This is a genomic window from Nocardioides sp. P5_E3 (assembly GCF_054049275.1).
Genome location: NZ_JBFUMR010000022.1, coordinates 142,020 through 154,082 on the forward strand (window position 1 = coordinate 142,020; position 12,063 = coordinate 154,082).

The following is a 12,063-nucleotide window of genomic DNA, read 5'->3' on the forward strand; positions in this document are numbered from 1 at the left end:
AGTTCAGTTCGCGCCGGGGCTCCATGGTCTGGGGGTCAGCGCCCCGGGTAGTCCCGCGGCGGGTGCTCGGAGCCGTCCTCGTCGCTCGGCCGCGGCTGGCCGTAGGGGTTGTCCTGGCCGTAGGGCGTGCTGCTCGGCGGCGGCGGGTACTGCGGCGACGGCTGCTGGCCGGGCTGCGCGGCGTACTGGTTGCCGTAGGGGTCACCCGACTGGCCCGGGTAGCCCGGGTAGGCGCCGGTACCGGACGACGACAGGCCCTTGAACCAGTCGCCCGCGCCGCCGACGAAGAGCAGCACGATCACGGCGATCGCGGCGATCAGCGTGACGGCGGAGACACCACTGGTCACGCCGAGCAACGAGAACAGCGCCACGACGGCGCTGGAGATGACGAGCAGGATCCGCGCGACGTTGGAACGCCGCATGACGAGGACCCCCAGCACGATGGCGATGATCGCCCACACGACCAGGGCCAGGATGACGGCGACCAGCACGCCCACGGCGGCGTCGGCGTCGATGTTGGCGTCCTGGAACTCGGGGACGCGCTCCATCTCCGTGATCACCTGGTCGCGGGCGATGAACAGGCCGAGCGCGGTGAACCCGAACAGCGCCGCGGTGATGGCGGAGAAGACGATGGTGATCCAGGCGGCGGCGGTCACGGTGCCGGGACGCCGGTCGCCAGCCGGCTGCTGGCCGTAGGGCTGCTGGCCGTAGGGCGACTGCTGTCCGTAGGGGTCCTGGCCGTAAGGCTGCTGCATCGGTCCTGGATTGCTCATGCGCCTATCTCATCACGTCGGCGGTTGGCGCCGCCGTCGCCGAGCGGGAGGAGGAGGAGGGTCAGCGCGGGTCGAGCTGGAACCAGCGCCGTACCTCGACGCGGCGCAGGCACACGACGGTCGCCACGGCGGCCGCGGCCGGCAGCAGGACGAGCGGGGTGTTGAGCACGAGGGCGAGGCAGGCACCGGCGCTGAAGGCGGCGCTGACCATCAGGCCGCGGCGGGCCCACTCGCGGCGTGCCATCGCGAAGCCGGCCAGCACCAGCGCCATGACGCACCACACGACGAACACGCCCGCGAGCGCGAACACGGTCGTGCGCACCTGCTCGAGGCTCAGGCCGTCGTCGAGCAGCTCGGGCTGCTGCTGCTCCATGACGCTGCGCAGGAAGTCCGGGGAGAAGCCCGCGATCGCCAGCCACAGGAGCGAGAGACCGAGCAGGCCGCCGGCGGTGACGACCGTGATGACGAACGCGGCGACCATCGCGCCCGGCCGGGCCTGGAGCAGCTGACGGCGCTGCCAGTCCGGCGCGGGGTGGGCGGCGTACGGCGCCGGGGCGGACTGGTGCTGGTCGGGTCGGGATGGGTAGGCCTGGCCGTACGGCGACTCGGCGGGCCCGCCGACGGGGTGCTGCTGGGCGGGCGGCCCGGGCTCGCCGAACGGCCGGCTGGCCGGCGGCGGGACGGACGGCGAGGTGTCGGACGGCGAGGTGTCGGACGGGGTCGAGGGAGGAGTGGACGGCGCGTCGTTGCCGGCGGGCGGCCGGCCCCACGGGTCGGCCTGCCCGGACGAGTCGCGGTCGGCGCGCCCGGCGTCCCTGGCCGGGGCCGGGTCGGGCGGGGTCCAGCTACCGGTGGCGAACCACTCGCGGGCGGGCTGCATCCAGAGCATCGCCGCACCGGCGGCGACGAACGAGCCGGCCAGGCCTCCGGCGGGGATGCCGGTGACGAAGACGACGACCGCGAACAGGGTCAGGGCCAGGCGCGAGGACCGGTCGGGCTTCCGGACGTACCAGCCGAGGATCGCGGTCGCGCACGCGCAGGCCGCGGCGACCATGCACGAGACCCGCAGCAGCTCGGTCGTGCTCGACACGGTGAGCCCGAGCGAGGAGAACGGCGCGTCGGCGAGGACGTCGCGGATGGCGTCCTGCGTCTCGAGCGAGCGGAGCGAGGTGACCCGCTCCCACGCGGTCAGGAGCACCACCACCGAGGAGAACATGATGATGCCCGAGGCCAGGCTGACCTGGGGCGGGCGCTGCTTGGTGGGCTGGCTCACCTGGCCATTGTCCCAAGTCGCACCCAACTCCCCCCATCCGCACCCCGGGGCCTCGCTGCGGGGTTTCTCAGGGTCGTCCTCAGGGACCGGCGGGGTGCGGTCCCCGATGTGCCGGATGCCCCTGCGCGGCGAGGGTTGTACCCATGATCAGCGTCGAGAACCTCACCAAGCAGTACGGCCAGTTCACAGCCGTCGACAACGTCTCCTTCACGGCCGCGACCGGTCGGGTGACCGGCTTCCTCGGCCCCAACGGCGCCGGCAAGTCCACCACCATGCGCATCATGGTCGGCCTCACCCGGCCCAGCACCGGTCAGGTCACCATCACCGGCCGCGACTACCGCGAGCTCGTCAACCCCGGCCTCGAGGTCGGCGTCCTGCTGGACGCCTCCGCACAGCACGCCGGGCGCACCGGCCGCGAGATCCTCGCGATCGCCGCGCAGACCATGGGCCTGCCGAAGTCCCGGGTCACCGAGACCCTCGCCCGCGTCGGGCTCACCGCCGACGAGGCCGAGCGCCGGGTCCGCAACTACTCCCTCGGCATGCGCCAGCGCCTCGGCATCGCGACCGCCCTCATCGGCGACCCGCGCGTGCTGATCCTCGACGAGCCCGCCAACGGCCTCGACCCGGCCGGCATCCGCTGGATGCGCGACCTGCTCCGCGGCTTCGCCGACCAGGGCGGCACCGTGCTGCTGTCCTCGCACCTGCTCCACGAGATCGAGGTGATCGCCGACGACATCGTCGTGATCGGCCAGGGCCGCATCGTGGCCCAGGGCAGCAAGGCCGAGCTCCTCGCCGCGGCCGGCACCCTCGTCCGCACCGCGGACCCCTCCCAGCAGGACCACCTCGCCCGTGCCCTGCACGAGGCGTCGGTCGTCACCACCCCCATCGACGGCGGCCTGCGCGCCGACGCCGACCCCGAGCTCGTGGGCGAGACGGCACACCGTGCCGGCGTCGTCCTGCGAGAGCTGCGCGCCGCCGACGGCGCCGGCCTGGAGGAGATGTTCCTCGAGCTCACCGCCGAGACCGCTCGTGAAGGAGCAGCAGCATGACCACCCAGACCCGACCCGCACCCAGGGAGGCCACCACCCCGGTCCCCGCCGTCGCCGCCACGTCCGCACCCGTGGCGACCGCCGCGCCCCGCGTCGTACGCCCCATCCCCATGACCCGCCTGGTCGGCGTCGAGCTGCGCAAGATGTTCGACACCCGCGCCGGCCTGTGGCTCATGGCGAGCGTCGGCATCGTGGCCGTCCTCGCGACCGCAGCGGTGATCCTGTGGGCTCCCGACTCTGCGATCGACCAGGAGACCTTCTCCAGCGCGATCGGCTTCCCCCTGTCGGTGATCCTGCCGATCATCGGTCTGCTGTCGGTGACCAGCGAGTACAGCCAGCGGACCGGCCTGACGACCTACACGCTGGTCCCCTGGCGGGGCCGGGTGATCACGGCCAAGATGATCGTCACCCTCGCCATCGGTGTCGCCTCGATGTTCCTCGCCCTGGCCGTCGGCGCGGTCGGCAACCTCATCGGTTCGGCGATCACCGGGCTCGACCCGGTCTGGAACGTCACCGTCACGGAGTTCGGGCAGATCGTGCTCGCCAACGTCCTGGGCATGCTCATCGGCTTCACCCTCGGAGTCCTGCTGCGCAGCTCGGCCGCAGCGATCGTGGGCTACTTCGTCTACTCGCTGGTGCTGCCCGCCGCCCTCGGAGCGCTTGCCACCTTCCAGGAGTGGTTCCGCGACCTGCAGCCGTGGGTCGACGTCAACTACGCCACCACCCGCCTCTTCGACAGCTCGATGACGACGGAGTACTGGCAGCAGCTGGCCGTCACGACGCTCGTCTGGCTCTGGATCCCGTTGGCCATCGGCCTGCGCGCGATCCTGCGTGCCGAGGTGAAGTAGATCCCCTCTACTCACCTCGTGCCCATCAGCGGCTGCCGGTCGGGGGACCGGCGGCCGCTGATGTCTCTCCGGCTGCGGTGTTGATTTCCCCGGATATCCGGGGAAGTTCCCGCTTGTCGGCCGACATGTGGCCGACCGGCCTCCTCGTCGGCCCTGTGCGCTGCCGGTTCTGACAGGCTGGCCACATGCACCCCGACGCCTGGCTGGTCGTCATCGACCCGCAGCGGATCTTCGCCTCCCCGGACAGCGAGTGGGGGTCGCCGATGTTCCCCGACATCGTGGAGCCCGTACGACGACTCGCCTCCGCCGCGGGCGAGCGCACCGTGGTCACGCGCTGGGTGCCCGACCGTGACCCGCAGGGCAGCTGGCGGGCCTACCTCGATGCCTGGCCCTTCGCCGACGTGCCCCACGACGATCCGCTGCTCGACCTCGTGCCCGAGATGCATGGACTGACGGAGACGGTGGTGTCGCTGCCGACCTTCGGCAAGTGGGGACCCGAGCTCGCGGAGGTCACCGGGCCGCTCCCCCACCTGGTGCTGGCCGGGGTGAGCACCGACTGCTGCGTCGTCTCGACGGCGCTGGCGTCCGCCGACGCCGGAGCGACCATCACCCTCGTCACCGACGCGTGCGCCGGCTCGACACCGGAGAACCACGCGGCGGCGATGAAGGTGATGGCGCTGTACCCGCCACAGATCACGCTGGCCACGACGGAAGAAGTGCTCGGTTGAGCCGGGTGATCCACACCGGCCAGGCCCTGGTCGACGTGGTCGTCGAGGTCCCCGACCTGCCCGATCGCGGGCAGAACGTGATGGCCACGTCGGCCACCGACTACGCCGGAGGCACGGTCACCGTGCTGCTGGCGGCGGCCCGGTTCGGCGCGGAGTGCGTGCAGGCGGGTGCCATCGGCACCGGGCCCCACGGCGACCTGATCCGCGCAGCACTCACCGCCGCCGGGATCGGGATGTCCGCCCCTCCGGTCGAGGGCCTCGACACCGGCATCTGCGTCGTGATGGTCGAGCCCAGCGCCGAGCGCACCTTCGTGACCACGCTGGGGGCCGAGCGGCGGATCAGCGTCGAGTCGCTCGACACCTCCGCGCCGGGCCCGGGTGACCTGGTCTGCGTCACGGGCTTCTCGCTCGCCCTCGACAGCACCCGCGACCCGCTGCTCGCGTGGCTGCCGACGCTGCACCCCGACGTGGTCGTGGTGCTCGACCCCGGCGCCGCCTTCGCGGGCCTCGGGACGGACGTCCGGGCGGCCATGCTCGAGGTGACCGACGTGTGGTCGAGCAACGCCGAGGAGGCCGAGGACCTCCTCCGCGCCGTCGGCCAGGACGCGCCCGACGACCTTGCGGCACTGACCACCACGATCGCCCCGATGCTCCGCGGCGACGCGGTCGCGGTCGTCCGCGACGGGCCGGAGGGCTGTGCCGTCCACGTCGCCGGCACGACCACGTACGTCCCCGGCTTCCCGCAGACGCCCGTCGACACCAACGGTGCCGGCGACACCCACACCGGCGCGCTGCTGGCCGAGGTGGCCGCCGGCACGCCGTGGGTGGAGGGCTGTCGTCGGGCCAACGCGGCCGCCGCCATCAAGGTGACCCGTCGCGGACCGGAGTCCGCGCCGACGGCCGCAGAGGTGGACGCCTTCCTGGCGTCCGTCCCCCGGTGACCTAGGAGCGTCGTCCCCGCGACTCGCGCAGCCTGCGCCCGCGCTCGATGTCCTTCTGCTCCTTGGCGGCAGCCTTGTCGGACTTGCGGGTGTCGCGAGGAGGCAGCTGCAGCTCCTCCTCGGCCGCGATGCCGGCCTGGAGCTGACGACCGCGCTCGAGCTCGGCGTCGAGCTCGGCACCGAAGAGCAGCGCCAGGTTGGTGATCCACAGCCACAGCAGGAACGCGATGACACCTGCCAGCGAGCCGTAGGTCTTGTCGTAGCTGGAGAAGTTCGCCACGTAGAAGCCGAACGCGGCCGACGCGATCACCCACACCACGATGGCGACGATCGCGCCGACGCTGATCCAGCGGAACTTGGGCTGCTTCACGTTGGGGGTGGCGTAGTAGAGGAGGGCGACGATGAGGACCACGACGGCCAGCAGCACGGGCCACTTGGCGATGCTCCACACGGTCACGGCGGTCGACTCCAGCCCGATCGCCCTGCCCACCGCCTCGGCGGCGGGGCCCGTCAGGACGAGTCCGACCGCGACGAGCGCGGCCAGCAGCACCGTCACCAGCGTGATGAGGAGCATGACGGGGCGCAGCTTCCAGATCGGGCGCCCCTCGTCGATCTCGTAGATGCGGTTCATCCCGCGACTGAAGGCGTTGACGTAGCCGGAGGCCGACCACAGGGCGACGAGGAGGCCGATGACGAGCGCGAGCCCGGCGCCCTGGCTCCCCGCCAGCTGGTTGATCGTCGGTTCGAGCGTGTCGGCGGCCGACGAGGCGCCGATGTCGCGCAGGACCTGGAGCAACGTGTCGACCGTCTGCTGCTGCTGGCCGACGAGGCCGACCAGCGAGAGCAGCGCGATGATGCCCGGGAAGAGCGCGAGCACGGAGTAGTAAGTCAGCGCCGCCGCAAGGTCGGTGCACTCGTCGTCCATGAACTCGCGCACGGTCTTGCGGAGCGCGTAGCCCCACGTCGGCTTGGCGATGTCGCTGGGCGAGTCGGGCTTGCCCGGCGCGTCGGGAGCGGGGGCGGTCCGCTCGCGCTCCTCGCTCGTGGACTCGCCGTCGGTGGTGGTGGATCGGTGCGTCATGTCACCCCAGTGCCCGCCCGGGGGCGGCCCATGCGGGGTCGGGCCACTCACGGGTGGGTCGCTCGACCCGGAAGCGTGTGGGTGGTGGCCGCTCACCCGTCCCGGGCGACCTCGTGCAGCAGTCGGGCGAAGCGGCGGTTGACGTCGAGGGTGGCGTCGGCCGCCGCCTGGCTCACGTGGCCCTGGTCCATGAAGCCGTGGATCATCCCGTCGCAGCGGACCGCGTCGACGCGCACGCCCGCGGCGGCGAGCGCGGCGGCGTACGCCTCCCCCTCGTCGCGGAGGAGGTCGCACCCGGCGGTGGCGACCACGGCCGGCGGCAGCCCGGTCAGGTCGCCGTGGAGCGGCGAGTGCCGCCAGTCGCCCGAAGCCGGCGCCTCGCCGGAGAAGTAGAGGGTGTTGATGTAGTCGGTCATCTCCGTCGTCAGGAGGTGGCCGGTGCCGAACTCGTCCTTCGACGGGTGGTGGCCGAGCAGGTCGGTGGCCGGGTAGACCAGCAGCTGCGCCGCGATCTCCACCTCGCCGCGCAGCTCCTGCGTCGCGATGGCCGCGAGGTTGCCGCCGGCCGAGTCGCCCGCGACGGCGAGCACGTCGGAGCCGCCGTACGACTCCAGTCGAGCCGCGACGGCACGCACCGCGCGGACGGCGTCGTGGGTGGCGGCGGGCCACGGGTGCTCGGGCGCGAGGCGGTAGTCGACGCTCACGAACACCGCGCCGGTGTCGCGGACCAGCCGGCGCACGACCTGGTCGTGGGTGTCGATGTCGCCGCGGAACCAGCCGCCTCCGTGGAGGTAGACGACCGTCGCGACCGGGCCGTCGACGGCCGCCGGCCGGTAGACGCGCACCGGCAGCTCGTCGAGGAGCTCGTCGGTCACCGCCCCGATGCGTACGACGTCCTCCGGACGCACGCTGTCGACGCGCAGCGCCCGCATGCCGGCGCGCGCCTCGGGGACGGTCATCTCCGAGACAGGGCGCCCGCGCTTCTTCTCGACCTCGCCGATGAAGACGGCGAGGTCGGGGTCGAGCGGCACCTCAGCGCACCGTCATCGGACGAGGCAGGGACGCTTGGGGTCGAAGGCCCAGTCGTCGACGAGGTACTGCATGGCGACCGCGTCGTCGCGCGCACCGAGGCCGTGCTCGAGGTAGAGCTCGTGCGCCTGCGCCAGCCGGTCGCGGTCGAGCGCGACGCCGAGGCCCGGGGTGTCGGGCACCTCGATCGCGCCGTCGCGGATCTGCAGCGGATCGGTCGTCAGGCCCTGGCCGTCCTGCCAGATCCAGTGCGTGTCGAGCGCGGTGATCTCGCCCGGGGCGGCTGCGCCGACCTGGGTGAACATCGCCAGCGAGACGTCGAAGTGGTTGTTGGAGTGCGAGCCCCACGTCAGGCCGAAGTCGTGGCACAGCTGGGCGACCCGGACGGAGCCCGCCATCGTCCAGAAGTGCGGGTCGGCGAGCGGGATGTCGACGGCGTTGGTGCGCACCGCGTCGGCCATCTGGCGCCAGTCGGTGGCGACCATGTTGGTGGCCGTGCGGAGCCCGGTGCGGCGCTTGAACTGCGCCATCACCTCGCGCCCGGAGTAGCCGCCCTCGGCGCCGCACGGGTCCTCGGCGTAGGCGAGGACGTCGTCCTTGCCCGTCAGCAGGCGGACGGCGTCCTCGAGCAGCCAGCCGCCGTTGGGGTCGAGGGTGATCCGCGCGTCGGGGAAGCGCTCGTGGAGCGCGGTGACGGCCGCGACCTCCTCCTCGCCCGGCAGCACGCCGCCCTTGAGCTTGAAGTCGGTGAAGCCGTAGCGGCCCTGCGCGGCCTCGGCGAGACGGACGACCGCCTCCGGGGTCATCGCCTTCTCGCGGCGGACCTTCTCCCAGTCGTCGGCACCCCCCGAGGACGAGTGCTCGCGGAGGTAGGGCAGGTCGGTCCGGTCGGGGTCGCCGACGTAGAACAGGTAACCGAGCATCGGCACGCTGTCGCGCTGTTGGCCCTCGCCCAGCAGCTCGGCGACCGGCACGCCGAGCGCCTGGCCCGACAGGTCGAGCAGCGCCGACTCGAGCGCCGTGACCGCGTGGATGGTGGTGCGGAGGTCGAAGGTCTGCAGGCCGCGCCCACCGGCGTCGCGGTCGGCGTACGCCGCGGCGACGCGACGCAGCAGGGTGCGGAACATCGCGACGGGCTGGCCGACGAGGATCTCGGCCGCGTCGGCGATCGTCTGCCTGATCGCCTCACCGCCGGGCACCTCGCCGAGGCCCTCGCGTCCCTCGGAGTCGGCCACGATCGCGATGTTGCGGGTGAAGAACGGGCCGTGGGCGCCGCTCAGGTTGAGCAGCATCGAGTCGTGGCCGGCGACCGGGACGACGTCGACCTTTGCGATGGTGGTCGTCATCGTTCGAGGGTTCCGTCCATGCGACGGAGCAGCCCCCACGGGTTGTCGTCGCGCAGCGCCTCGGGCAGCAGCGCGGCCGGCACGTCCTGGTAGGCGACCGGACGCTGGAAGCGCTCGATGGCGAGGCTGCCGACGCTGGTGCTCCGCGAGTCGGACGTGGCCGGGTAGGGACCGCCGTGGACCATCGCGTGGCCGACCTCGACACCGGTCGGCCAGCCGTTGAAGAGCACCCGGCCGGCCTTGAGCTCGAGGACGGGCAGGAGCGCGGTCGCGTCCTCGACGTCGCTGTCGGTGGCGTGGACGGTCGCGGTGAGCTGGCCCTCGAGGGCCTCGAGGCGGGGCAGCAGGGCGGCCACGTCGTCGTACCTCACCACGACGCCGGCGGCGCCGAACACCTCGTCGGTCACGGTGCTGTCGTCGATCGCGAGCAGCTCGGCAGGTGCCTCGTAGACCACCGGCGCGGGGGCGTGCTCGCCGGCGGCGGAGCCCTCGCCGACGACGCGGATGCCGTCGGTGCCGCGCAGGCTGGCGGTGCCGCTGGCGTAGGCGTCGGCGATGCCGGGGGTGAGCATCTGCTGACCGGATGCGCCGCTGACCGCCTCACCGGCGGCACGCAGGAACGCGTCACCGCGCTCGCCGGACGGCAGGAAGAGCAGGCCGGGGTTGGTGCAGAACTGGCCGGAGCCGAGCGTCAGGCTGCCGACGTACGCCTGGGCGAGCGCGGCGACGTCACCCTCGAGCGCGCCGGGCAGCACGACGACGGGGTTGATCGACGACATCTCGGCGTAGACCGGGATCGGCACGTCGCGCTCGGCGGCGGCACGGACGAGGGCGAGGCCCCCGCCACGCGAGCCGGTGAAGCCGACCGCGGCGATGCGCGGGTCGGCCACGAGCTCCTGGCCGGTCTCGATGCCACCGAGGACGAAGGAGAACGTGCCGGCGGGCAGGCCGGACTTCTCGACCGCGCGGGTGATCGCGCGGGCGACGAGGGTGCCGGTGACCGGGTGGGCGGGGTGGCCCTTCACGACGACGGGGCAGCCGGCGGCCAGCGCCGAGGCGGTGTCGCCGCCCGCGGTGGAGAACGCGAGGGGGAAGTTGCTGGCCCCGAAGACCGCGACCGGGCCCAGCGGCACCATCCGCTGCCGGATGTCGGCGCGCGGCAGGGGCGCACGGTCCGGCAGCGCCGGGTCGATGCGCACGCCGAGGTGGTCGCCCTGCCGGACGACGCCGGCGAACATCCGCAGCTGGCCGGTGGTGCGGCCGACCTCGCCGGTGATCCGCCCCTCGGGCAGCCCGCTCTCGCGGACCGCCTCCGGGATGATCGCGTCCTTGTCGGCCTCGATCTCGGCCGCGACCGCCTCGAGGAAGGCGCTCCGCTCCTCGGGGGTGGTGGCGCGGTAGGCGGCGAACGCCTCGACGGCGGCCGCGGTGGCGGCGGCGACGTCGGGCTGCTCGGAGTCGGTGCCGGCGATGATCGAGGTGGCGAGGTCAGACATGGATTCCTTCCGGTGGGTCGAGCGCGGGGATGGTGCGGTCAGGCCGTCGAGCCTGCCACCTTGTCCACGAGGGTCTGCAGCTCGTCGCGCTCGGCGTCGAGCAGGTCGGACAGCGGCGGGCGCACCGGACCGGCGGGGCGACCGACGGCGGCGAGGCCCGCCTTGACGATCGACACCGAGTAGCCGGGCTCGCGGTCGCGGATCTTGGTGTAGGGGATGACGAAGTCGTTGAGCATCGCGTAGACGGCGGTCCGGTCCTGGCGGCGCACAGCGGCGTAGAAGTCGAGCGCGAACTGCGGCACGAAGTTGAAGATCGCGGAGCTGTAGGTGGTCACGCCGAGCTGGAGCAGCGGCAGCGCGAAGACCTCCGCGGTGGGCAGGCCGCCGACGTAGAACAGGCGGTCGCCGAGCTGGGCGTAGGTGCGGGTCATCTGCTCGATCCCACCCACCCCGTCCTTGAAGCCGACGAGGTTGGCGCTGCGCTGGCAGGCCTGCTCGAGCGCGTCGGCGCCGAGCACGGCGTTGGCGCGCGAGTAGAAGATGACGCCGAGGTTGGTCGCGGCGCACACGGCGCTGATGTGCTCGACGAGGCCGCGCTGGCCCGCCTCGGTGAGGTACGGCGGCATGAGCAGGATGCCGTCGGCGCCGGCGGCCTCCGCGGCCTTGACCTGCGCGACGGCGTTGACGGTCGAGCCGGTGGCGGGGGCGAGCACGGGCACCTTGCCGGCGGCGCCGGCGATGGCGGCGCGCACGACGCGGTCGGTCTCCTCGGCGTTGAGGGAGAAGCCCTCACCCGTGCCTCCGGCGGCGAACAGGCCGGCCACGTCGTAGCCGCTCAGCCACTCGAGGTGCGCGCGGTAGGCGGGCTCGTCGAACTGGAGGTCGGCGTCGAAGTGGGTGACCGGGAACGACAGCAGGCCGCTGCCCAGGGTCTCGACGAGCTCGGTCGGGCTGTACTTCGTCACGCTGCGTCCTTCGGTCGGCCGTGGGTCGGTGCCCCACGGATGTGGCGGTGCTCACCAACCTAGGAAGACTTGACGATGCCTGTCCAAGCCCGTTTCTGAATCCAGTGATGCCTTGGGGGTATCTATCCGGAGAACGACCTGGTGCCGAGCMAGCGCGGGACGCTCGAGCGGTACGCGGCGTAGTCGGCACCGAAGCGATCGGCGAGCGCCCGCTCCTCGGCCGCGATCTGGAAGCGGTCGATGACCGCCACGAAGACGGCGACCGGCAGGACGCCCGGCCAGGAACCCCGGCGGAGCGCGTTGGCGACGAGCAGGCCGGCCATCCCGACGTACATCGGGTTGCGGGTGCGCGAGTTGGGCCCCGAGACGACCAGGGACGACGCCTTGGAGGGGTCGAACGGCTCGACGGTCGTGTGCTGCGCCCGGAACCGGCTCGCCGCTCCGCCCGCCAGCGCGAGCGAGGTCGCCGCCGTGACGGCCGCGGCCGCCTGCCTGGGCCCGGAGGACGGCGGCGCCCCGCGGGACAGCCCGCGC

At 72.8% G+C, this 12,063-nt stretch carries 12 protein-coding genes; 4 read left to right on the plus strand and 8 right to left on the minus strand.

Going from position 1 to position 12,063, the window contains the following annotated elements:
- Positions 1-35: 35 nt before the first annotated feature.
- Both ACXJKB_RS15105 and ACXJKB_RS15110 read right to left on the minus strand, forming a co-directional pair.
- Positions 36-773: a hypothetical protein gene (locus ACXJKB_RS15105; RefSeq protein WP_457189713.1), complete on the minus strand. Its 738-nt coding sequence runs from the start codon at positions 771-773 to the stop codon at positions 36-38.
- Positions 774-834: 61 nt separating this feature from the next.
- Positions 835-2,046: a hypothetical protein gene (locus tag ACXJKB_RS15110; protein WP_457189715.1), complete on the minus strand. Its 1,212-nt coding sequence runs from the start codon at positions 2,044-2,046 to the stop codon at positions 835-837.
- 143 nt (positions 2,047-2,189) lie between these two features.
- On the opposite strand from ACXJKB_RS15110, the gene ACXJKB_RS15115 reads away from it, so the two are divergent.
- The 4 genes from ACXJKB_RS15115 to ACXJKB_RS15130 all read left to right on the plus strand — a co-directional run bounded on the left by ACXJKB_RS15115 (position 2,190) and on the right by ACXJKB_RS15130 (position 5,612).
- Positions 2,190-3,095, plus strand: a complete 906-nt coding sequence (locus tag ACXJKB_RS15115; protein ID WP_457189717.1) for an ABC transporter ATP-binding protein — start codon at positions 2,190-2,192, stop codon at positions 3,093-3,095.
- Positions 3,092-3,943 carry an ABC transporter permease gene (locus ACXJKB_RS15120; protein ID WP_457189719.1) on the plus strand — a complete coding sequence of 284 codons (852 nt, stop codon included), beginning with the start codon at positions 3,092-3,094 and terminating at the stop codon, positions 3,941-3,943. Before ACXJKB_RS15115 ends, ACXJKB_RS15120 begins: the two co-directional genes overlap by 4 nt.
- 185 nt (positions 3,944-4,128) lie before the next feature.
- Positions 4,129-4,671 carry a cysteine hydrolase family protein gene (locus tag ACXJKB_RS15125; protein WP_457189721.1) on the plus strand — a complete coding sequence of 181 codons (543 nt, stop codon included), beginning with the start codon at positions 4,129-4,131 and terminating at the stop codon, positions 4,669-4,671.
- A 5-nt stretch (positions 4,672-4,676) separates the two neighbouring features.
- Positions 4,677-5,612 (plus strand): PfkB family carbohydrate kinase, encoded by a 936-nt coding sequence (locus ACXJKB_RS15130; protein WP_457189741.1) that lies wholly within the window; start codon positions 4,677-4,679, stop codon positions 5,610-5,612.
- Between the two features lies 1 nt (position 5,613).
- Here the strand turns inward: ACXJKB_RS15130 and ACXJKB_RS15135 are convergent, their stop codons facing one another.
- From ACXJKB_RS15135 to ACXJKB_RS15160, 6 genes are all read right to left on the minus strand, one after another.
- Positions 5,614-6,693 (minus strand): YihY/virulence factor BrkB family protein, encoded by a 1,080-nt coding sequence (locus tag ACXJKB_RS15135; protein WP_457189723.1) that lies wholly within the window; start codon positions 6,691-6,693, stop codon positions 5,614-5,616.
- A 92-nt stretch (positions 6,694-6,785) separates the two neighbouring features.
- The gene (locus ACXJKB_RS15140) at positions 6,786-7,724 is read right to left on the minus strand and encodes an alpha/beta hydrolase (protein ID WP_457189725.1); all 939 of its coding nucleotides are present in this window, start codon (positions 7,722-7,724) and stop codon (positions 6,786-6,788) included.
- A 12-nt stretch (positions 7,725-7,736) separates the two neighbouring features.
- Positions 7,737-9,068: an enolase C-terminal domain-like protein gene (locus ACXJKB_RS15145; RefSeq protein ID WP_457189727.1), complete on the minus strand. Its 1,332-nt coding sequence runs from the start codon at positions 9,066-9,068 to the stop codon at positions 7,737-7,739.
- A complete protein-coding gene (locus ACXJKB_RS15150; protein ID WP_457189729.1) occupies positions 9,065-10,564 on the minus strand; it encodes an aldehyde dehydrogenase (NADP(+)) in 1,500 nt (499 codons plus the stop codon). Before ACXJKB_RS15150 ends, ACXJKB_RS15145 begins: the two co-directional genes overlap by 4 nt.
- 38 nt (positions 10,565-10,602) lie before the next feature.
- The gene (gene kdgD / locus ACXJKB_RS15155) at positions 10,603-11,529 is read right to left on the minus strand and encodes a 5-dehydro-4-deoxyglucarate dehydratase (RefSeq protein WP_457189731.1); all 927 of its coding nucleotides are present in this window, start codon (positions 11,527-11,529) and stop codon (positions 10,603-10,605) included.
- Positions 11,530-11,651: 122 nt separating this feature from the next.
- Positions 11,652-12,063: methyltransferase family protein (locus tag ACXJKB_RS15160; protein WP_457189733.1), on the minus strand; the 412-nt coding region annotated here is incomplete at its 5' end.